Raw genomic sequence first — 19,989 nt, 5'->3', positions numbered from 1 at the left:
CTATAAGAGTTGCCGGCGAGTATGCGCACCTCTGAATCAAAATTCCATGAGGGTTTGTCATAGGTTTTGCGGTGCGCAATGGCGAATTGTCGGATAGCGGACAATTCGCATTCCTGCTGGGAGAAAACCCTATGTCGACATGCAATGCGTTGCAGCAAAGCCGGCTTGGCGGTCATCGCTCCGTCATCATCGCGCGCCTCGGGGAAAACCCGGTTTTGGCGTCGCGTGGATGACTATTCAACACCGGCCTGGCGGGATGACGCGACCCGCTCACGCGGGGGTTTTATGTTTGTATTCGCAGAGATCGGAAATGCCGCATTGCGGGCATTTTGGTTTGCGCGCCACGCACACATACCGGCCTTGCAGAATCAGCCAATGGTGCGCGTCCTGCATATATTCGCGCGGCACGAACTTTTCCAGTTTCAATTCGACTTCCAGCACGTTCTTACCCGGGGCGATACCGGTGCGGTTGGCGACGCGGAAAATATGCGTGTCGACCGCCATGGTGGGCTGGCCGAAGGCCGTGTTCAAGACCACGTTGGCCGTCTTGCGGCCGACACCGGGCAGGGCTTCCAGCGCTTCGCGGGTTTGCGGCACGTCGCCGCCATGGCGTTCGAGCAGCAGCCGGCAGGTGGCGATCGCGTTCTTGGCCTTGGTACGGTACAGGCCGATGGTCTTGATGTAGTCCGCCAGTCCGGCTTCGCCCAGCGCCAGCAAGCCCTGCGGCGTGCCGTGCTCGGGGAAGAACTTGCGCGTGGCGATGTTCACCGATTTGTCGGTCGCCTGCGCCGACAGCAGCACCGCGATCAACAGCTGGAACGGCGTCTCGTATTCGAGTTCGGTAGTGGGATGAGGATTGGCCGCCTGCAGGCGGGCGAAGATCTCTCGGCGTTTGGCGGCGTTCATGGGCGTTGGGGGGGGCGGCGGGCGCGGGCGCGGGCCAGCGCGGACTCGATGGCGGCGCGCTTGCGGTCTTCGTCCTGCGCGTCGGCGATGGCGGCTGGGGCCGCCGCGGCCACGGGCTCGGGGGCCATCAGGCGGGCGTTGTCGGCGGCCAGGCGTTCCATGCGCGCCTGGTGGCGGTGGTGGCGCTGGCGGCCGGCGGACGCATCCGCGGCGCTCCAGGCGCGGCCGGCGGGCACCATCTGGATGCAATCGACCGGACAGGGCGCCACGCACAGGTCGCAGCCGGTGCACCAGTCAGCCAGCACGGTGTGCATGCGCTTGTTGGCGCCAACGATGGCGTCGACCGGACAGGCCTGGATGCACAGCGTGCAGCCGATGCAGTGCGCCTCGTCGATGCGGGCCACCAGCAGCGGCCCGGGTGCGCCGCGGCTCAGGTCCAGCGGCAGGACGGGCGTCTGCAGCAGCGCGGCGAGCGCGGCGATGCCTTCCTCGCCGCCCGGCGGGCAGCGGTTGATGGGGGCGTCGCCGGCGGCGATGGCGTCGGCATAGGGCCGGCAGCCGTCATAGCCACACTTGGTGCACTGCGTCTGGGGCAGCAGGGCGTCGACGCGGTCGGCGAGTGAACGACAGGACATGGCGAACAGTGAAAAACGTAAGGCGCCGCGCGGGCGCGAATCCGGGCGTGGCCGCGCGGGCGCAAAAACCAACGGGGCCGCTCGGGCCCCGTGGACTACGGTGGGCAAGGACGGATCGTCCTAGGCCGACTGGCGGATGAATTCCGCGATTTTAGGACAGATCATTTCACGCCACCGGCGGCCCGAGAAAATCCCGTAGTGGCCGCAGTTGGGGGCGGTGTAGTGCATCTTGCGCTCGGCCGGAATGTTCTTGCACAGCTTGATGGCCGCGCGCGTCTGGCCCTGGCCGGAGATATCGTCCAGTTCGCCCTCGATGGTGAACAGCGCCACCTGCTTGATGTCGGCCGGACGCACGAGCTGGCCGTCCACTTCCCAGGTGCCGTTGGGCAGGGCGAATTCCTGGAACACCATGCGGATGGTGTCCAGGTAGAACTCGGCCGGCATGTCCAGCACGGCGTTGTATTCGTCGTAGAAGCGGCGGTGGGCCTCGGCGTCGCTGTCATCGCCGCGCAGCAGATCCAGGTAGAAGTCGTAGTGCGACTTCATGTGGCGGTCGGGGTTCATGGCCATGAAGCCGGCATGCTGCAGGAACCCCGGGTAGACCTTGCGGCCCGACCCCGGATAGCGCGGCGGCACCGGGTGGATGACCTGGTTCTCGAACCACGAATAGGGCTTGGTGGTGGCCAGGCGGTTCACTTGCGTGGGCGACTGGCGCGGGTCGATCGGTCCGCCCATCATGACCATGCTGCGCGGCTGGCGCGGATCGTTGGCCGAGGCCATCAGCGACACGGCGGCCAGCACCGGCACGGTGGGCTGGCAGACCGAGATCACGTGCACGTCCGGCCCCAGATGGCGGATGAAGTCCTGCACGTAGCGCACGTAGTCGTTCAGATGGAACGGACCGGCCGACAGCGGCACCATGCGCGCGTCGATCCAGTCGGTCACATAGACGTCGTGGCCGGGCAGCAGGGCGCGCACGGTATCGCGCAGCAGGGTGGCGTGGTGGCCGGACAGCGGCGCGACCAGCAGCACCTTGGGATCGTCCTGCGGGGCCTGGCGCACGTCGCGGTGAAAGTGCACCAGGCGGCAGAAGGGCTTGTCCAGCGCGACCGATTCGGTGACCCGGACCGACTTGCCGTTGATTTGCGTGGCGGGCAGGTTCCAGGCGGGTTTCTGGTATTCCTTGCCGATGCGCGTCATCAACTCGTATCCCGCGGCCATCTGGCGCGAGATCGGGGTGTAGGCGAGGGGGCTGTAGGGGCTGGAGAACAGCTGGGAACCGGCGTCCGTGAATGCAGCGAACGGAGTCAGGAAGGCGCGCTGCATTTCGTGCAATTGGTACAGCATTGGGGAAGTCCTTCTGGGTCGTGCGTGTGCCCCGATTATTGCGCCGGGGAGTAACGGTATTTCCAATTTGTCTGACGAAAGCGTCCGAAAACCGGAAATTTTGTTGCAAAAATACGACCCGTCATCCCTTGTGCACCAGTTTAGGGCCGAATCGGGCGACAGCGGCAGCGTAAAAAAGAGGGATTTTTGCCGTAGGCCGGATGGGCCAGGAGGCGGGTCCGCGCTGGCGCGCAATCACCAGTAGTTTTCCACCGCCAGGTTGCCGGGGATGCCGCGACGGCCCGGCTTGAAGCCGCGTTCGCCCAACAGTTTGCGGGCATCGGCCAGCATGTCCGGATTGCCGCAAAGCATGATCTTTGCTTGCTCCGGGTCCAGCGGCAGGCCCGCCAGCCGTTCCAGTCCGCCGTCGGCGATCAGGGTGGTCAGGCGCGCCTGCGGCATGCCGGGCAGGGCCTCGCGGGTGGCGATCGGCAGGTACGTCAGCTTGTCCGGCTCGGCCGCGAACCCCTCGGCCAGGGACGGATCATTGCGCCAGCCCTCGATTTCGTCGCGGTAAGCCAGCTCCGCCGCGGTGCGCACGCCGTGCACCAGGACGATGCGGCGATAGGCGCGCCACACGGCCGGGTCGCGCAGGATCGACAGATAGGCCGACAGCCCGGTTCCGGAGGCCAGCAGCCACAGGTCGCCACCGGGGGCGAAGCGCTCCAGCGTCAGGAAGCCGTAGGGCGCTTTTTCGACATACAGGGTGTCGCCCGGCTGCAGCCGCGCCATGCGCGGGCTGAACAGGCCTTCGGGCACGACGATGGAATAGAACTCCAGCCAGGGTTGGTGCGGGGCCGAGACCATCGAGTAGGCGCGCCACAGCGTGGGCGGGCCGGCGGGATCCTCCGCGCCTGGCAGGCCGACGCGGGCGAACTGGCCCGGCAGGAAGGCATAGGCCTCATCGCGCGTGGTGCGCACCGAGAACAGCTTGTCGGGCACCCAGGTGTGGACGTGGGTGACGGTCTGGCGTGTGTATTTGGAATCGTCGGTCATCGGCGCATCGCGCGGCGCGGGCCGGGGACGGCCGCGCGCTCGCGGATTATTTTTCCAGGTATTGCAGCTTGTCCTGCTTGCCATTCCATTCGTCGGCGTCGGGCAGCGGCTTCTTGGCGCGGCTGATGCTGGCGAACTCGGGCGAGAGCTCGGCGTTCAGGGCGATGAAGTTGAGCTGGTCCTGCGGCACGTCTTCCTCGGCATAGATGGCGTTGGCCGGGCATTCGGGGATGCACACGGCGCAGTCGATGCATTCGTCGGGGTCGATCACCAGGAAGTTCGGACCCTCACGAAAACAGTCCACCGGGCATACGTCGACGCAATCGGTGTACTTGCACTTGATACAGTTTTCGGTGACAACGTGGGTCATTCTCAGGAACTCCGGGCAGGCGGCATTGTGTCTTGTTGGGCGAATTTTACCCAATGCGGCGCCAAACCGCCGCCAATACCCTGTTGACATCGTGGCGCATTCGGAGTTTGGCCGGCCCCGCTATGCTATGGTGTCGCGAAACGATACGCGTAATCATGATAATCACCTCGCTGCTCGACACCGACCTGTACAAATTCAGCATGATGCAGGTGGTGCTGCATCAGTTTCCCGCCGCCCAGGTCGAGTACCGTTACAAGTGCCGCACGCCGGGGGTGAATCTGCGCCCCTACCTGGACGAAATCCGCGAGGAAGTGCACCAGTTGTGCCAGTTGCGCTTCACCGAGGACGAACTTAAATATCTGGGCGGCTTGCGTTTCATCAAAAGCGACTTCGTCGATTTTCTCGAACTGTTCCATTTGCCGGAACGTTGCATCCGCATCGAGGAAGGCGAGGGGCCGGGCGAAATCAGCATCGAGGTCAAAGGCCCCTGGCTGCACACCATCCTGTTCGAGATCCCGGTGCTGGCCATCGTCAACGAGGTCTACTTCCGCAACACGCGCCAGAACCCGGACTGGGCCGAAGGCCGCAAGCGCCTGCAATCGAAGATGCACCTGGTGCTGGATGATCCGGCGCTGGCCGATTTCCGCGTGGCCGAATACGGCACCCGCCGTCGTTTCTCCAAGGTCTGGCACGAAGAAATCGTCTCGACCATGAAGGCCCAGATGGGGCCGCACTTCGCCGGCACCAGCAACGTGTTGCTGGCCAAGCAGCATGAGGTGCTGCCGCTGGGCACCATGGGCCACGAATACCTCCAGGCCTGCCAGGCGCTCGGTCCGCGGCTGCGCGATTCGCAGGTGTTCGCGCTGGAAGTGTGGGCCAAGGAATACCGGGGCGATCTGGGCATCGCACTGTCCGACGTGTACGGCATGGACGCCTTCCTGCGCGACTTCGACATGTATTTCTGCAAGCTGTTCGACGGCGCGCGGCACGACTCGGGCGATCCCTTCGTCTGGGGCGAGCGGCTGCTCGAGCACTACCGCAAGAACCGCGTCGACCCGCGCGCCAAGACGCTGGTGTTCTCGGACTCGCTGACCTTCCCGCGCGCCATCGAGCTGGCGCGCCAGTTCGCCGGACGCTGCAAGGTCTCGTTCGGCATCGGCACCAACCTCACCAACGACCTGGGCCACGAGCCGCTGCAGATCGTCATGAAGATGGTTCGCTGCAACGGCCAGCCGGTGGCCAAGGTGTCGGACGCGCCCGAGAAAACCATGTGCGACGATCCGGCCTACCTGGCCTATCTGCGCCAGGTTTTCCAGTTGCCGCCCGCCTGACGCGGCGGCAGGGTAAAGTTCGCCATTCTTCGTATTGTTCCAACCCGCAACTCGTCATTAGGGGAATATTCATGAGCAGCATCAAGCGCTTCCACGTCGCCAAGCGCCTGTCGGACATGGCCGTCTACAACGGCGTCGCGTACCTGGCGGGCCAGGTGCCGGACGATGCCACGCTGGACATCACCGGTCAGACCGAGCAAGTGCTCGCCACCATCGACCGCCTGCTGGCCGAGGCCGGCAGCGACAAGACCAAGATCCTGATGGCCCAGATCTACGTGGCCAACATGAAGGAATTCGACGGCATGAACAAGGCGTGGGACGCCTGGGTCGCCGACGGCAACTCGCCTCCGCGCGCTACCGTCGAGGCTCGCCTGGCCAACCCCGACTTCAAGGTCGAGATCGTCGTCACCGCCGCCGTCGCCTGATCGGCGCGGCCGCAGAATGAAGAGCCCTCCGCATGCCGGAGGGCTTTTTGTTTCCAGGGGGCGTGGTGACCGATGCCAGGCCCGCGCGCTGATCGCCTGCGAGGATCGCGGGCCCTGGGCGGCCTTTCGCGCCGGCTGGCTCGCGCTAACCCGCCGTCAGCAACAGGCCCGCGAGCAGGCCGCCGGCTTCCTCGCAGCGCGCCAGCTCGGCCGGCGCCACGCGCTTGGGGGCGGCAATCTGCGCGGGTGTCTGCGCGCCCAGGTTGACGATCAGGGCCGGCGCCACGGCCCGCAGGCGCCAGCCGGTGCAGATGCGCTCCACCTGGCGGGCCGCGCCGGCGCCGTCGCTGCCGGCGCTGACCAGGCAGGCGTAGGGCCGTCCTGCGATGCGGTCGAGCGCGCCGTAGTAGCAGCGGTCGAAGAATTCCTTCATTTCGCCACTCAGACTGGCCAGATTTTCCGGCGCGCAGAACAACAAGCCGTCGCTGGCCAGCACCTCGTCCACCCCGGCGTCCGCGGCGCGGCGCAGCGTCACCGCCAGATCGTCCGGCTGTTCCAGCAGCGCCGCCGCGGCGACCGCGCCCCGGGCGGCTGCCTCGGCCATCTGGCGCGCCGCGCCGGTGCGGGAATGCCACACGATCAGCAGCCGTTTCATGGGTAGCGCGCCAGGGTGTCCTGGCGGTAGTAGGCCCGCAGCAGGCCGAACCATTCGGGCAGAGCCTCGGCCATGGGGTGGGGATCGACGAAGAAGTGCTCGGAGCTGACGGCGAAGAACTCCGCCTCATCGGTGGCGGCATAGGGGTCGAGCGGCAAGCGGCCATACCAGGCATCGGCCTCGGCGCTTTCCGGATCCACGTCATGGGGAATGGCGGCCTCCACCGCGTCCACCGCGGCAATGAAGCGCTCCAGGCTGTCGTCCAGGACGCGGCGCCAGTCGCGCGGCTTGAGATCGCCATGCGCCGCCAGCGACGGCATGCCGTCGGCAAGACCGGCTTGCAGGTCGAGCTTGTGCGCGAACTCGTGGATCACCACGTTGAAACCGCCCTCGGACAGTTGCGTATCCGCCCACGACAGCACCAGCGGACCGCCTTCCCAGGCCTCGCCGGCGGCGTCTTCCAGGTATTCGTGCATCACGCCGTTCTCGTCCATCTGCTGGCGCGGGATGCGGAACCCGGCGGGATACACGATGATCTCGTCCCAGCCCTCGTACAGCGTGGGCGTCAGGTTCAGGATCGGCAGGCTGGCCTGGGCCGCGATCGACAGGCGCATGAAGTCGGTGACTTCCAGGCCCTGCGCGCCATTGATGGTTTTGCTGGCCAGCAGCCAGGCCGAGCGCGCCAGCAACTGCGCGGTTTCCTCGGCGTCCAGCGCCGCCAGGAAGGGATGGGCATCGAGCACCTGCCGCCAGAGGTCGGGTGCGATCCGGGCCTGCATCTGCGCCACCTCGGCAGCGCGAGCGCCCCGGCCCTTGAGCCAGCGCAACATAAGCTTGGGTTCCTTGTATATAGGCCTGGCACGGGCCAGGGTTTTCAGCGTCGATTCCTAGTGTAGAGTGTCGGAATCTTCGATTACCGTTCCGCACGACGTTCGCGATGTCCGCCCCGCCTGTACCTGATGCGCCTTCGCCTTTCGACGCTTCCTGGCGGCAGGAGGCGGGCGCGGGCCTCGACGCCGACGGCCTGGCGCTTATCGACCAGGCGGTGGCCTGGTCGGTTCCCCGTTTCGAGGGCCAGCACGCCCTGACCGGCGAACCGCTCGCCTCGCACGGCGCCGGCGTGGTGCGGATCCTGGCGGGCCTGCACACCGACGCCGCCACGCGCGCCGCGGCGCTGCTGGCAGCCTTGCCCACCGACCTGACCGCGCCGGCGCCTGCGCTGCGTAACGACCCGATCGCCGCCGCCTTCGGCGCCGAGGTCGCTCGCCTGGTGCAGGGCACGCGCGCCCTGCTGCGCCTTGGCGTGGTGGCGCGCCAGGCCAGCGATGTCGAAGCGGAAACCGGCACCCAGAAGGAAATGCAGCGCAAGATGCTGCTGGCCATGGCGGCCGACCTGCGCATTGTGCTGATGCGCCTGGCCTCGCGCCTGCGCACGCTGCGCTGGCATGCCGAAAGCAAGACCCCCTGTTCGACCGCTTTCGCCCGCGAAACCCTGGATCTGTACGCGCCGCTGGCCAACCGCCTGGGCATCTGGCAGATCAAGTGGGAAATGGAAGACCTGGCGTTCCGCTTCCTGGAGCCCGACCGCTACAAGCAGATTGCCCGTTTGCTCGAGGAAAAGCGGGCCGAGCGCGAGGCCTTCATCGCCGACGCCATCGAGCGTCTGCAGACGGCGCTGGCCAGACACGGCATCGAGGCCGAGGTCAGCGGCCGGCCCAAGCACATCTACAGCATCTGGAACAAGATGCGGATCAAGCGGCTCGACTTCTCGCAGATGTACGACCTGCGCGCCCTGCGCATCATCGTCGAGGACGTGCGCGCGTGCTACATGGCCCTGGGCATGGTGCACGAGATGTGGACGCCGCTGTCCGATGAGTTCGACGATTACATCTCGCGGCCCAAGCCCAACGGCTACCGCTCGCTGCACACGGTGGTGACCGACGACGACGGCCGGCCGTTCGAGGTGCAGATCCGTACCCGCGAAATGCACCAGTTCGCCGAGTACGGCATGGCCGCGCACTGGCGCTACAAGGAGGCCGGCGCCAAGGGCGGGCAGGTGGCCGCCTCCAGCGAATACGACCGGCAACTGGCCTGGATGCGCCAGCTGCTCGCCTGGAACAGCGATGTCGAGGCCGGCGAGACGCCCGCCGCCGACAAGCCGGACGCGGCCAGGCCGGCCGCCGCCAAGTCCGGGCCCGGCAAGAACCGCCATGCCTCGGTCGCGCCCGCGCCGACCGACGAGCGCATCTACGTGCTGACGCCGCAGGCCCGCGTGATCGAGTTGCCGGCCGGCGCCACGCCGGTCGATTTCGCCTACCACCTGCACACCGACCTGGGCCACCGCTGCCGCGGCGCGCGCGTCGACGGCCAGATGGTGCCCCTGCAGACGCGCCTGGCCACCGGCCAGACGGTCGAGATCATTTCCGCCAAGTCCGGCGGGCCGTCGCGCGACTGGCTCAATCCTCAGTTGGGGTTCCTGGCCAGTCCGCGGGCCCGCGCCAAGGTGCGCATGTGGTTCAACGCCATCGAACTGCAACAGCGCATCACGCAGGGCCAGGCGCTGGTCGAGAAGGAATTGCAGCGGCTGGGCAAAACCGCGGTCAACCTCGAACAGCTGGCACAGAACCTCGGTTTCGCCCGCGCCGACGACCTGTACGTGGCCGCCGCCAAGGAAGAGTTCAGCCTGCGCCAGATCGACGCCGTGTTCCAGCAGCCGGCGCCCGCCGTCGAGCCGCAGCCGGCCGCCCTGCGCCACGCCAGCGCCGGCAGCGCCGAGAAAAGCGGCAAGAGCGGGGTGCTGGTGGTGGGCGTGGACTCGCTGCTGACGCAACTGGCGCGCTGCTGCCGTCCGGCGCCGCCCGACGCGATCGCCGGCTTCGTGACGCGGGGGCGCGGCGTGTCGATCCACCGCGGCGACTGCCACAGCTACCTGGCGCTGGCGGCGCGCGAACCCGAGCGCGTGATCGAAGTGGCTTGGGGCGAGACGCCGGCGGACACTTTCTATCCGGTCGACATCAGCGTGCGCGCGCACGACCGCCCCGGCCTGCTGCGCGACCTGTCCGAAGTGTTCGCGCGGCTGCGCCTGAACGTGGTGGGCGTGAACACCCAGAGCCGGCAGTCGCTGGCCCATATGGTGTTCACGGTGGAAGTGCGCGGCGGCGAATCGCTGGCGCGCGCGCTGGCCGCGCTGGCCGAAGTGCCGGGCGTGTCGTCGGCGGCGCGGCGCTAGCCGGGCGCGCCGGCTCGGGCGTGCAGGTCGCGCCCCGGGCCGGGGCGGCCCGGGATCCTGCCGGCGGGCTTCAGTGGTCCAGGTTCTCGTGGGCGCGTTCGCGCATGAAGAACGAGGCCACCAGCCCCAGCGCGACGCCGAACATCACGTAGTAGGCGGGCGCCATCGGCGAACCCGTGGTCTTGATCAGCCAGGTCACGATGAACTGGGCGAAGCCGCCGAAGATCATCACCGCCACGTTATAGGCCAGCGACAGGCCCACTGAACGCACCCGGGCCGGGAACAGTTCCGCCATGACGGTGCTGAATACGCCGAAGAAGGCCGACACGAAGAAGCACACCACGATCTGCACCGTCAGCAGGCGGCCAATCGACGGCGCATCCGACAGCCAGTGGTACAGCGGATACAGCACCACCAGGTAGCCGATCAGCGAGCCGATCACGAGAGGGCGGCGGCCGACACGGTCGGACCAGGCGCCCATGAACGGCGTCAGCAGCACCATCAATGCCGCGCCCGCCATCTGCACCAGAAAGGTCTGGTTCAGCGGCAGCTTGAGGATCTGGGTCGAATAGGTCACCAGATAGGTGAAGGTGATGTAGATCGACACCGTCGCCGTGACCACCAGGCCCACGCCGATCAGCGTCTCGCGGGTGTGGCTGCGGACCATCTCGGCCAGGCTCAGGCGCTGCACCTCGCCGCGCGCGGCGGCTTGGCGCTCCTCTTCCTTGAGCTGCTTGAAGGCATCGGTTTCGTCGATGTTGCGGCGGATATAGATGGCGATCGGCACAATCACCAGGCCGAAAGCGAACGGCAGGCGCCAGGCCCAGGCCGCGATCTGCTCCTGCGTGAAGAACTCGGTGATCAGCGTGCCGCAGGCCGCGCCGATCAGCAGCGCCAGCATCTGTCCGGCCATCTGCCACGAGCCGTAGAAACCGCGCCTGCCATTGGGCGCCATCTCGATCAGCAGGGCGGTCGAGGTGCCGAACTCACCGCCGGCCGAGAAGCCCTGCAGCAGCCGCGCGATCAGGATGAAGAGGGGGGCCAGGATGCCGGCGGCGTGATAGGTGGGCGCCACGGTGATCAGGGCGATCGACACCGCCATCAGCGACGTTACCAGCACCATGGCCGCCTTGCGGCCTTTTTTGTCGCCATAAAGGCCGAGGATGATGCCGCCCACCGGCCGCATGAAGAAACCGACGCCGAAGATCGCCGTGGTCATCAGGATGGCATTCAGTTCGCTGCCGGGAACGCTGGGATCGGTCGGGAAGAACAGTTTCGAGATGATCGGCGTCATGAACGCGAACACCAGGAAGTCATACCATTCGAGGGCATTGCCGATGACTGCCGCCACGATGTTGCGCGTGGGAACTGCTTTGTGCTGCACGATTGCTCCTAGGGGCTTGCTGCTTGAAGGCCGACATTCTAGGCCCAGGCGCGCCGTCACAACGCCCTGGGGCGCGGGACGCGGACGCTTCCTGGCTTTACACTGCTGCTTTTCCCCAAGAGAGTTGCTACATGAACGCGCGCACCTGGCTGGAGACGCTGGTCGGTTTCGACACCACCAGCCGAAATTCCAATCTCGCCCTCATCGAGACCGTCCGCGACTGGCTCAAGGGCCAGGGCGTCGAGGCGTGGCTGGCGCACAATCCCGAGCGCACCAAGGCCAACCTTTTCGCGACCCTGCCCGCGCAGGACGGCAACCAGCAGGGCGGCATCGTCCTGTCGGGCCACACCGACGTGGTGCCGGTCGACGGCCAGGACTGGAGCACGGACCCGTTCAAGCTGGTCGAGAAAGACGGCCTGTTGTATGGCCGTGGCAGCTGCGACATGAAAGGGTTCATCGCCGGTTCGCTGGCGCTGGTGCCGGATTTCCTGGCCATGCCGCGCAAGAAGCCGATCCATCTGGCATTTTCCTACGACGAGGAAGTCGGCTGCGCCGGCGCGCCGTACATGCTGGCTGATCTGCACGACCGCGGCATCCGCCCCGAAGGCTGCGTGGTGGGCGAGCCCACCGGCATGCAGGTGGTGGTGGCGCACAAGGGCATCAACCTGTTCCGCTGCAAGGTGCATGGCAAGGCGGCGCACTCGTCGCTGACCCCGCGCGGCTGCAACGCCATCGAATACGCCGCCCGCCTGATCTGCCGCATCCGCGACCTGGCCGACAGCTTCAAGGCCAATGGCCCGTACGACCAGTTCTACGACGTGCCGTTCTCGACCATGACCACCAACCAGATCCGCGGCGGCATCGCGGTCAACACCATTCCCGAGCTGTGCGAATTCACCTACGAATTCCGCAACCTGCCGGGCATGCAACCCGACCAGATCCAGGCCGAAGTCGAAAAATACGTGCGCGAAGAGCTCCTGCCGCGCATGAAGGCCGAATTCGACGGCGCCAGCATCGAGATCGAGACCGGCGCCGCCGCGCCCGCGCTGGAAGCGTCCGAAGAGGCGGCCATCACTCAGCTGGTGCGCGCCCTGACCGAGGACCGCGCCACCCGCAAGGTGGCCTATGGCACCGAAGCCGGCCTGTTCCAGGGCATCGGCATCCCGACCGTGGTCTGCGGCCCGGGCCACATCGAACAGGCGCACAAGCCCGACGAATTCGTCGCGCTCGATCAACTGGCGGCCTGCGAGACCTTCCTGCGCCGCCTGGGGCAGTCGCTCTGACACGCCCGGCCGGGGTGCCCGGTCGACGATACCCGGTCCAGCGGCGTCCGGCCCAGGGCCGGGGTGCGTCCCCGCCCTGGCCGGCGTCAGGTAAAATGACGGGTTGCAAACCGGATTCGCGGGCCGCAGTGGCCGGTCGTGATGCCGGGGGAGATGCTTGGTGAAACCTTACGATTTTCCGGATGCCCAGGGCCATTTCGGCCCTTATGGCGGTGTTTTCGTGGCGGAAACGCTGATGCACGCGCTCGACGAGCTGCGCGCGGCCTATGACCGCTATCGTGTCGATCCCGCCTTCCTGGAAGAGTTCAACTACGAACTCAAGCATTTCGTCGGCCGTCCCAGCCCGGTCTATCATGCCCGCCGCTGGTCCGAACAACTGGGCGGCGCCCAGATCTGGTTCAAGCGCGAAGACCTCAACCACACCGGCGCGCACAAGGTCAACAACTGCATCGGCCAGGCGCTGCTGGCCAAGCGCATGGGCAAGCCGCGCGTCATCGCCGAAACCGGCGCTGGCCAGCATGGCGTGGCCACGGCCACGGTGGCTGCCCGCTACGGCATGGAATGCGTGGTCTACATGGGCAGCGAAGACGTGCGCCGCCAGGCTTCCAACGTCTACCGCATGAAGCTGCTGGGCGCCACGGTGGTGCCGGTCACGTCCGGTTCGCGCACCCTCAAGGACGCGCTCAACGAAGCCATGCGCGACTGGGTCACCAACATCGAGAACACCTTCTACATCATCGGCACGGTGGCGGGGCCCGACCCCTATCCGCGCATGGTGCGGGATTTCCAGACCGTCATCGGCAACGAATGCCTGACGCAGATGCCCGAGGCCATCGGTCGCCAGCCCGACTACGTCGTGGCCGCGGTCGGCGGCGGCTCCAACGCCATGGGCATCTTCCATCCCTACATCCCCTACGAGAACGTGCGCCTGATCGGCGTCGAAGCCGCGGGCGAGGGCATGGACAGCGGCAAGCACGCCGCATCGCTGGCCGCCGGCCGGATCGGCGTGCTGCACGGCAACCGCACCTACGTCATGCAGGATGCCGACGGCCAGGTCCAGGAAACGCACTCGGTCTCGGCCGGCCTGGATTACCCCGGCGTCGGTCCCGAACATGCTTGGCTCAAGGACAGCGGCCGGGCCGAATACGTCGGCATCACCGACGACGAAGCCCTCAAGGCCTTCCATGATTGCTGCCGCATCGAAGGCATCATGCCGGCGCTTGAATCTTCCCACGCCATCGCCCAGGCCGTGAAGATGGCCCCCACGCTGCCGCACGACGCCGTCATCCTGGTCAATCTGTCGGGCCGCGGCGACAAGGATATGCATACTGTCGCCGAACGTGCCGGCATCGAGCTCTAACATGACGACAACCCGTTCCGATCGCATCGCCGCCGCCTTCGGGCGCACCGCCGAGTCCGGCCGTGCCGCGGCGCTGATTCCCTACATCGCGGCAGGCGATCCGTCGCCCGCCGCCACCGTTCCCCTGATGCACGCGCTGGTCGAGGCCGGCGCCGACGTCATCGAGTTGGGCGTGCCGTTTTCCGATCCCATGGCCGACGGCCCGGTGATCCAGCGCGCCGCCGAGCGCGCCATCGCCCAGGGCGTGGGGCTGGGCCGGGTGCTCGACCTGGTGGCCGAGTTCCGCCAGCGCGATACGGCCACCCCCGTGGTGCTGATGGGCTACGCCAACCCGATCGAACGCATGGGCCAGGCCGAATTCGCCCGCCGGGCCGAAGCCGCGGGCGTCGACGGCGTGCTGGTGGTCGACTATCCGCCCGAAGAAGTGGTCGAGTTTGCCGGCACCCTCGGCCGCCACGGCATCGCGCCGATCTTCCTGCTGGCCCCCACCTCGACCGAAGCGCGTATCCAGGCGGTGGCCCACGTGGCTCGCGGCTATGTCTATTACGTCTCGCTCAAGGGCGTGACGGGCGCCGGCTCGCTCAATACCGACGACGTCGCCGAACGCGTGGCGGTGATCCGCCGCCACGTGCGCGACATCCCGGTCGGCGTGGGCTTCGGCATCCGCGACGCGGAAAGCGCGCAGCGCGTGGCCCGCGTGGCTGACGCGGTCGTCATCGGCAGCAAACTGATTGAAACCATGGAGCAGGCGGTGGCGAATGCGCCCGCCGGCCAGCAAACCGACGCCGCAGTCGCCGCCGCCAGCGGCTGGCTGCGCACCATCCGGCAGGCGCTGGATCAAGTAAAACGACCGAGCGCGTCGGCCTGAGCGGCCTGGCGCGACTTCCTTACGGGATGAACAAACAATGAGCTGGATCGAAAAACTCCTGCCGCCTCGCATCAATAAAACCAGCGACAGCGGCGCCCGTCGCGTGCCCGAAGGCCTGTGGGTGAAATGTCCGTCGTGCGAAACGGTGCTGTACAGCGAAGACCTGGCAGCCAACCTGCACGTCTGCCCCAAGTGCGATCACCACATGCGCATCGGCGCCCGTGCCCGCATCGACTCGTTGCTCGATATGGAAGGGCGGGTCGAGATCGGCCAGAGCACGCGCTCGGTCGACTCGCTGAAATTCAAGGACACGCGCAAGTATCCCGAGCGCCTGGCCGAAGCCGTCAAGCAGACCGGGGAAACCGACGCGCTGGTGGTGGTCAGCGGCTCGATCCGTGGCGTGCCGGCGACGCTGGCCTGCTTCGAGTTCGAGTTCATGGGCGGCTCCATGGGATCGGTGGTGGGCGAGCGCTTCGCGCGCGGCGCCCAGGCCGCGCTCGACAACAAGACGCCCTTCATCTGTGTCGCCGCCTCGGGTGGCGCGCGCATGCAGGAAAGCCTGCTGTCGCTGATGCAGATGGCCAAAACCAACGCCATGCTGACGCGCCTGTCGGCCGCCGGCCTGCCGTTCATCAGTGTGCTGACCGACCCCACCATGGGAGGCGTGTCCGCGAGCTTTGCCTTCATGGGCGACGTGGTCATCGCCGAGCCCAAGGCCCTGATCGGCTTTGCCGGCCCGCGCGTGATCGAACAGACCGTGCGCGAGAAGCTGCCGGAAGGCTTCCAGCGCGCCGAGTTCCTGTTGCAGAAGGGCGCCATCGACATGGTCGTCGATCGCCGCCAGTTGCGCGAGGAAATCGCCCGCCTGCTGGCGCTGCTGACCAACCAGCCGGCCGACGTCGTCGCCCCCGCCTGAGCCATCCCGTCCGGGTCTTGCCGACCCGGTGGGCGCAATGCATGAATAGCCGCCGCGCGTCAGTGCCGGCGGCTTTTTTGCGCGCTCAGGTTTGGCGTCATGACAGGGGCATTGCCTCTGCTGGACGGAACAGTGTTTTCCATCTTTTTTGTTGCCTTATTACGACATATTGCAAGCCTTCCGGCCCGGTTTTTGCTATGTTCTGTAGTACTGGATAACACTCGTGAATTGCGCCGAGATGTGCATCCCAAACAAATACGGAGTTGCTTCCAATGCAGTCGACCAAGAAGAAGATGCTTGCCCGCCTAGTTGGTTTGGCCCTTGCCAGCGCCGCGACGATCGCCAGCGCCCAGTCGTCCGAAGGCACCCAAGGTGGCGTGAGCCTGCACTACGGTGTTGGTGATCATTACCAGCGCTTTACGCTGAATTACGAAACGCCCTCGGTCTGGACCTACCAGTTCGGTGGCAACTGGGGCCGCCTGGACCTGACGCCCGAACTCGGCGTGTCGTACTGGTGGGCGAACGGTGACCGCTCGCCCAGCAATGTATGGCAATTGAACGCCATCCCGATGTTCCGCTGGTGGGCCGGCGAGCGCTTCTACCTCGAAGCCGGCATTGGCGCGACCGTGTTTTCGCGCACCCGCTTCGCCAACGAGAACATCAGCACCGCCTTCCAGTTCGGCGACCACGTCGGCCTGGGCTTCCTGCTGACGCCGAACAACCGCATCGGCCTGCGCTATTCGCACTTCTCCAACGCCAGCATCAAGCGCCCGAACCCGGGCCTGGATACGGTGCAGTTGACCTACACGTACCAGTTCTGATCGTTCTGCGTCCGGTCTGATGAAAGAACCCTCGGCGACGAGGGTTTTTTTTCGCCTCAACTTGCGCGGCCATGCGCGCGCCGATTGGCCAGCCCGAAAAAAAAGCCCCCATCGCATGATGGGGGCTTTTCGCCAGGCGCCGTGCTTAGTGGCGGGTTTCGACCTGAACCAGCGGTTCGTTCGAAACCGGCGCCACCGGCTTGCGCTCGCGGCCCAGGCGGACCGGCGTGTGCGCTGCGGCGATACGCAGCTGCGTCTGGGCGTGGCGCTCGGGGTCGGTTTCCACCCATTGCAGGCCGGCGGCGTTGACCACCTCATGCAGGGCCTGGGCCTTGGCCGAGGGCGCGGTTGCCGGCACCACGATGGGCTGGGTGCTGGCCGGCGCGGCCTGTTCGGTCGAGGCGGCGGGCGCAGCAACCTGGGCGGGCGTCGCCACCGGGGCCGACGGTTCTTCCACCGGGGTAGAGGCGGCAACCGGCGCGACCGGCGCGGCGACCGGCTCGGCGGGGGCGGCCGTGACTACGGGTTCCACCACCGGTTCGACCGTGGCGGCTTCCACCGGCGCGGCGGCGGGGGCGGCTTCGGAAACCTGGCTGGCGGGCTCCACGGCTACCGGCGCGGTTGCCTCGGCAACCGGGCTCTGCGTGGGTTGCGGCGTCACCGGCTCGGCAACGGCAGGAACCTGCTCGACCGGCGCGGAGGCCGGTTCGGCTTCGGCTTGAGCGGCTTCAGCCGGTTGCTCCGGAGCCAAGGCCTGCGGCGCGGCTTGCTCGACCGGGAGGGCGGCCGGCGCGGGGGCCGCGGTTACGGCCTCGGCCTCGGCCTGTTCGCCGGCATCTTCCTCGCCACCCTCTTCCATCTGCTCTTCGCTGCCAGCCACGCCGGACTCGTCCTGGCTGCGGCGGCCACGGCGGCTGCGGCGGCGGCGACGCTTGCGTTCCGGATCGGCGGCGCCTTCGGCGCCTTCCATGGCGGGCGCGCCATCGGCGCTCTGTTCGACAACGTCGGCCTCGCCCTGGGCGTCAGGCTGCCGGGTTTCCGGCAGCGCGGTGGCGACCGTCTGGGCCAGCGCCGCGACCATGCTTTCCTGATCGTTCATCGGCGTGTCGGCCTGGCCTTCCTCGCGGCGATTGCGGCCACGGCCACGGCGGCGGTTGCGGCCGGCGCCGGTGTCTTCACCAGTGGCTTCCGGCGCGCTATCGGGACGATTCGAGGCCAGCGCGGCCTGATCGCGTTCGCCACGCTCGTTGCGATTGTGGCGTTCGCCTCGTTCCTGGCGCTCGCCGTCGGCGCGACGATTGCCACGGATATGGCGGCCGCCTTCGCTGCCCTCGGCGCCTTCCGCGCGCGATTCACCGCGGCGGTTGCGGTTGCGGTCGGAACCGTGGCGCTCGCCGCGGCGTTCCTGGCCGTCGTGACGGCCCTTGCCGCCGCGCGAAGGCGACGTGGCGCGCTTGGCGCCGGCCTCTTCCTGGGTGGCGGCCGGAGCTGCCTTGGCGGGTTCGTTGTTGCCGGTGAGCCAGCCGAACAGGCGCTTGAGCAGGCCGGGGCCGCCCGCTTGCGCCGGAGCGGCCGCGACGGGGGCGGGCGCCGGGGCAGGGGTCGACACCGGAGCCGGTTGCGCGGGCGTGATGCCCTTGACCAGCGCTTCCGGACGGGCCTTGACCTCGTTCTCGCGCGGTTGCCAGGGCGCGTCCGTGGCGGGCGCCTCGACCAGCTCGAAGCTGGTCTTCACTTCTTCCAGGCGCGGATCGTCGTGGCGCAGGCGCTCGATGTGGTGGTGCGGCGTTTCCAGGTGCTTGTTGGGGATCAGCACCAGGTTGACCTTCAGGCGGGCTTCCATCTTGGTGATGTCGGCGCGCTTTTCGTTCAGCAGGTAGGTCGCCACGTCGACCGGCACCTGGGCGTGTACCGCCGCGGTGTTTTCCTTCATGGCTTCTTCCTGCAGCAGGCGCAGGACGTGCAGGGCGCTGGATTCGGCGTCGCGGATCACGCCGGTGCCGTTGCAGCGCGGGCAGGTGATGTGCGAGCCTTCGTTCAGGGCCGGACGCAGGCGCTGGCGCGACAGTTCCATCAGGCCGAAGCGCGAGATCTTGCCCATCTGGACGCGGGCGCGGTCGAAATGGAGGGCATCACGCAGGCGCTGTTCGACGGCGCGCTGGTTCTTGCTGTCTTCCATGTCGATGAAGTCGATCACGATCAGGCCGCCCAGGTCGCGCAAGCGCAACTGGCGGGCCACTTCGTCGGCGGCTTCCGAGTTGGTCCGCAGCGCGGTTTCCTCGATGTCGGCGCCGCGGGTCGAGCGGGCCGAGTTGACGTCGACGGAAACCAGCGCTTCGGTGTGGTCGATGACGATGGCGCCGCCCGAGGGCAGGGTCACGGTGCGCGAGTAGGCCGTCTCGATCTGGTGTTCGATCTGGAAGCGCGAGAACAGCGGGATGTCATCGCGGTAGCGTTTGACGCGCTGGACGTTGTCCGGCATCACCACGCTCATGAACGCGGTGGCCTGGTCGGCGATCTCGTCCGTGTCGATCAGGATCTCACCGATTTCGGGCGAGAAATAATCGCGGATGGCGCGGATGACCAGGCTGGATTCGAGATAGATCAGGATCGGCGCGGAGTTGTCGCGCGCGGCGCCGTCGATGGCGGTCCAGAGCTGCAACAGGTACGACAAGTCCCATTGCAGTTCCTCGACGTTGCGGCCAATGCCGGCGGTGCGGGCGATGATGCTCATGCCCTGGGGCAGCTCGAGCTGCTCCATCGTGTCGCGCAGTTCCTGGCGGTCCTCGCCCTCGACGCGGCGCGAAACGCCACCGCCACGGGGGTTGTTGGGCATCAGGACCAGGTAGCGGCCGGCCAGCGAGATGAAGGTGGTCAGGGCGGCGCCCTTGTTGCCACGTTCTTCCTTTTCGACCTGGACGATCAGTTCCTGGCCTTCGCGCAGGGCATCCTGGATGCGGGCGGTGCGGACGTCGACGCCTTCCTTGAAGAAGCTGCGGGCCACTTCCTTGAAGGGAAGAAAACCGTGGCGGTCTTCGCCGTAGTTGACGAAGCAGGCTTCAAGGCCGGGTTCGATCCGGGTGATGACACCTTTGTAGATGTTGCCTTTGCGTTGTTCGCGGCCGGCAGTCTCGATGTCTAGGTCGATGAGTTTTTGCCCATCGACGATCGCGACGCGTAATTCTTCCTGGTGCGTCGCATTGAACAGCATGCGCTTCATGAGAGGGTTTCTCCGTTGTCATGACGCGCCGATATCGGCGCGTGACCTCGGGCCACTCGGGCTGCGGCTGAAGCGGGCAAGAAGATGCGGACCGTACCTGGGCGGCGCCCAGGCGTATCCGCCGCGGGTCAGGCGGGCACGTCGTGCCGTGGGGCACGGGGTTCTTTCAGCAGGAGGGTCAGCTTCACTGAATGTGGTTTGACG

At 67.0% G+C, this 19,989-nt stretch carries 17 protein-coding genes; 8 read left to right on the top strand and 9 right to left on the bottom strand.

Features of this window, described 5'->3' with window-relative positions; all coding sequences use genetic code 11:
• Nucleotides 1-270 precede the first annotated feature (270 nt).
• The 5 genes from nth to fdxA all read right to left on the bottom strand — a co-directional run bounded on the left by nth (nucleotide 271) and on the right by fdxA (nucleotide 4,293).
• Nucleotides 271-906 carry an endonuclease III gene (gene nth, locus K2W61_RS01930; RefSeq protein ID WP_175133071.1) on the bottom strand — a complete coding sequence of 212 codons (636 nt, stop codon included), beginning with the start codon at nucleotides 904-906 and terminating at the stop codon, nucleotides 271-273.
• Nucleotides 903-1,541 (bottom strand): electron transport complex subunit RsxB, encoded by a 639-nt coding sequence (gene rsxB / locus K2W61_RS01925; protein ID WP_236754982.1) that lies wholly within the window; start codon nucleotides 1,539-1,541, stop codon nucleotides 903-905. The genes nth and rsxB overlap by 4 nt, the downstream gene beginning before the upstream one ends.
• Before the next feature lie 120 nt (nucleotides 1,542-1,661).
• Nucleotides 1,662-2,888 carry a polyhydroxyalkanoate depolymerase gene (locus K2W61_RS01920; protein WP_175133073.1) on the bottom strand — a complete coding sequence of 409 codons (1,227 nt, stop codon included), beginning with the start codon at nucleotides 2,886-2,888 and terminating at the stop codon, nucleotides 1,662-1,664.
• Between the two features lie 234 nt (nucleotides 2,889-3,122).
• Nucleotides 3,123-3,923 carry a ferredoxin--NADP reductase gene (locus K2W61_RS01915; protein WP_175133074.1) on the bottom strand — a complete coding sequence of 267 codons (801 nt, stop codon included), beginning with the start codon at nucleotides 3,921-3,923 and terminating at the stop codon, nucleotides 3,123-3,125.
• 46 nt (nucleotides 3,924-3,969) lie between these two features.
• Nucleotides 3,970-4,293 carry a ferredoxin FdxA gene (gene fdxA, locus K2W61_RS01910; protein WP_006389264.1) on the bottom strand — a complete coding sequence of 108 codons (324 nt, stop codon included), beginning with the start codon at nucleotides 4,291-4,293 and terminating at the stop codon, nucleotides 3,970-3,972.
• Nucleotides 4,294-4,448: 155 nt separating this feature from the next.
• Here fdxA and pncB point away from each other — a divergent pair, with 155 nt between their 5' ends.
• Both pncB and K2W61_RS01900 read left to right on the top strand, forming a co-directional pair.
• Nucleotides 4,449-5,624: a nicotinate phosphoribosyltransferase gene (gene pncB / locus K2W61_RS01905; protein ID WP_175133075.1), complete on the top strand. Its 1,176-nt coding sequence runs from the start codon at nucleotides 4,449-4,451 to the stop codon at nucleotides 5,622-5,624.
• A gap of 71 nt (nucleotides 5,625-5,695) precedes the next feature.
• A complete protein-coding gene (locus K2W61_RS01900) occupies nucleotides 5,696-6,049 on the top strand; it encodes a RidA family protein (protein WP_175133076.1) in 354 nt (117 codons plus the stop codon).
• 145 nt (nucleotides 6,050-6,194) lie between these two features.
• Here the strand turns inward: K2W61_RS01900 and K2W61_RS01895 are convergent, their stop codons facing one another.
• Together K2W61_RS01895 and K2W61_RS01890 are read right to left on the bottom strand one after the other, a co-directional pair.
• The gene (locus K2W61_RS01895; RefSeq protein WP_236754981.1) at nucleotides 6,195-6,704 is read right to left on the bottom strand and encodes a flavodoxin family protein; all 510 of its coding nucleotides are present in this window, start codon (nucleotides 6,702-6,704) and stop codon (nucleotides 6,195-6,197) included.
• Nucleotides 6,701-7,534, bottom strand: a complete 834-nt coding sequence (locus K2W61_RS01890) for a M90 family metallopeptidase (RefSeq protein WP_175133078.1) — start codon at nucleotides 7,532-7,534, stop codon at nucleotides 6,701-6,703. The genes K2W61_RS01895 and K2W61_RS01890 overlap by 4 nt, the downstream gene beginning before the upstream one ends.
• Before the next feature lie 107 nt (nucleotides 7,535-7,641).
• Between K2W61_RS01890 and K2W61_RS01885 the strand changes: the two genes are divergently transcribed.
• Nucleotides 7,642-9,933 (top strand): RelA/SpoT family protein, encoded by a 2,292-nt coding sequence (locus tag K2W61_RS01885; RefSeq protein ID WP_175133079.1) that lies wholly within the window; start codon nucleotides 7,642-7,644, stop codon nucleotides 9,931-9,933.
• 70 nt (nucleotides 9,934-10,003) lie between these two features.
• Here K2W61_RS01885 and K2W61_RS01880 read toward each other — a convergent pair whose 3' ends face one another.
• Nucleotides 10,004-11,317 (bottom strand): MFS transporter, encoded by a 1,314-nt coding sequence (locus K2W61_RS01880; protein ID WP_175133080.1) that lies wholly within the window; start codon nucleotides 11,315-11,317, stop codon nucleotides 10,004-10,006.
• Nucleotides 11,318-11,448: 131 nt separating this feature from the next.
• Between K2W61_RS01880 and argE the strand changes: the two genes are divergently transcribed.
• The 5 genes from argE to K2W61_RS01855 all read left to right on the top strand — a co-directional run bounded on the left by argE (nucleotide 11,449) and on the right by K2W61_RS01855 (nucleotide 16,565).
• Nucleotides 11,449-12,600 carry an acetylornithine deacetylase gene (argE, locus tag K2W61_RS01875; RefSeq protein ID WP_175140869.1) on the top strand — a complete coding sequence of 384 codons (1,152 nt, stop codon included), beginning with the start codon at nucleotides 11,449-11,451 and terminating at the stop codon, nucleotides 12,598-12,600.
• A gap of 160 nt (nucleotides 12,601-12,760) precedes the next feature.
• The gene (gene trpB / locus K2W61_RS01870) at nucleotides 12,761-13,960 is read left to right on the top strand and encodes a tryptophan synthase subunit beta (RefSeq protein WP_175133082.1); all 1,200 of its coding nucleotides are present in this window, start codon (nucleotides 12,761-12,763) and stop codon (nucleotides 13,958-13,960) included.
• Nucleotide 13,961: 1 nt separating this feature from the next.
• A complete protein-coding gene (trpA, locus tag K2W61_RS01865; RefSeq protein WP_175133083.1) occupies nucleotides 13,962-14,828 on the top strand; it encodes a tryptophan synthase subunit alpha in 867 nt (288 codons plus the stop codon).
• A gap of 37 nt (nucleotides 14,829-14,865) precedes the next feature.
• The gene (gene accD, locus K2W61_RS01860; protein WP_175133084.1) at nucleotides 14,866-15,744 is read left to right on the top strand and encodes an acetyl-CoA carboxylase, carboxyltransferase subunit beta; all 879 of its coding nucleotides are present in this window, start codon (nucleotides 14,866-14,868) and stop codon (nucleotides 15,742-15,744) included.
• Between the two features lie 272 nt (nucleotides 15,745-16,016).
• On the top strand, nucleotides 16,017-16,565 hold the full coding sequence (locus K2W61_RS01855; protein WP_175133085.1) for an acyloxyacyl hydrolase: 549 nt from the start codon (nucleotides 16,017-16,019) through the stop codon (nucleotides 16,563-16,565).
• A 145-nt stretch (nucleotides 16,566-16,710) separates the two neighbouring features.
• Here K2W61_RS01855 and K2W61_RS01850 read toward each other — a convergent pair whose 3' ends face one another.
• Nucleotides 16,711-19,785 (bottom strand): ribonuclease E/G, encoded by a 3,075-nt coding sequence (locus tag K2W61_RS01850; RefSeq protein ID WP_236754980.1) that lies wholly within the window; start codon nucleotides 19,783-19,785, stop codon nucleotides 16,711-16,713.
• Nucleotides 19,786-19,989: the final 204 nt, after the last annotated feature.

This window comes from Achromobacter pulmonis, assembly GCF_021733725.1.
Classification (GTDB): domain Bacteria; phylum Pseudomonadota; class Gammaproteobacteria; order Burkholderiales; family Burkholderiaceae_B; genus Achromobacter; species Achromobacter pulmonis.
This window is presented reverse-complemented; position numbering and strand designations above follow the sequence as displayed.

What these genes read in the sequence shown, in the direction of transcription:
- K2W61_RS01855 (WP_175133085.1), top strand. Translation starts at nt 16,017, where the DNA reads ATGCAGTCGACCAAGAAGAAGATGCTTGCCCGCCTAGTTGGTTTGGCC.
- K2W61_RS01915 (WP_175133074.1), bottom strand. Translation starts at nt 3,923, where the DNA reads ATGACCGACGATTCCAAATACACACGCCAGACCGTCACCCACGTCCAC.
- trpA (WP_175133083.1), top strand. Translation starts at nt 13,962, where the DNA reads ATGACGACAACCCGTTCCGATCGCATCGCCGCCGCCTTCGGGCGCACC.
- accD (WP_175133084.1), top strand. Translation starts at nt 14,866, where the DNA reads ATGAGCTGGATCGAAAAACTCCTGCCGCCTCGCATCAATAAAACCAGC.
- K2W61_RS01890 (WP_175133078.1), bottom strand. Translation starts at nt 7,534, where the DNA reads ATGTTGCGCTGGCTCAAGGGCCGGGGCGCTCGCGCTGCCGAGGTGGCG.
- rsxB (WP_236754982.1), bottom strand. Translation starts at nt 1,541, where the DNA reads ATGTCCTGTCGTTCACTCGCCGACCGCGTCGACGCCCTGCTGCCCCAG.
- K2W61_RS01920 (WP_175133073.1), bottom strand. Translation starts at nt 2,888, where the DNA reads ATGCTGTACCAATTGCACGAAATGCAGCGCGCCTTCCTGACTCCGTTC.
- K2W61_RS01895 (WP_236754981.1), bottom strand. Translation starts at nt 6,704, where the DNA reads ATGAAACGGCTGCTGATCGTGTGGCATTCCCGCACCGGCGCGGCGCGC.
- fdxA (WP_006389264.1), bottom strand. Translation starts at nt 4,293, where the DNA reads ATGACCCACGTTGTCACCGAAAACTGTATCAAGTGCAAGTACACCGAT.
- K2W61_RS01850 (WP_236754980.1), bottom strand. Translation starts at nt 19,785, where the DNA reads ATGAAGCGCATGCTGTTCAATGCGACGCACCAGGAAGAATTACGCGTC.
- K2W61_RS01885 (WP_175133079.1), top strand. Translation starts at nt 7,642, where the DNA reads ATGTCCGCCCCGCCTGTACCTGATGCGCCTTCGCCTTTCGACGCTTCC.
- pncB (WP_175133075.1), top strand. Translation starts at nt 4,449, where the DNA reads ATGATAATCACCTCGCTGCTCGACACCGACCTGTACAAATTCAGCATG.
- nth (WP_175133071.1), bottom strand. Translation starts at nt 906, where the DNA reads ATGAACGCCGCCAAACGCCGAGAGATCTTCGCCCGCCTGCAGGCGGCC.
- argE (WP_175140869.1), top strand. Translation starts at nt 11,449, where the DNA reads ATGAACGCGCGCACCTGGCTGGAGACGCTGGTCGGTTTCGACACCACC.
- K2W61_RS01900 (WP_175133076.1), top strand. Translation starts at nt 5,696, where the DNA reads ATGAGCAGCATCAAGCGCTTCCACGTCGCCAAGCGCCTGTCGGACATG.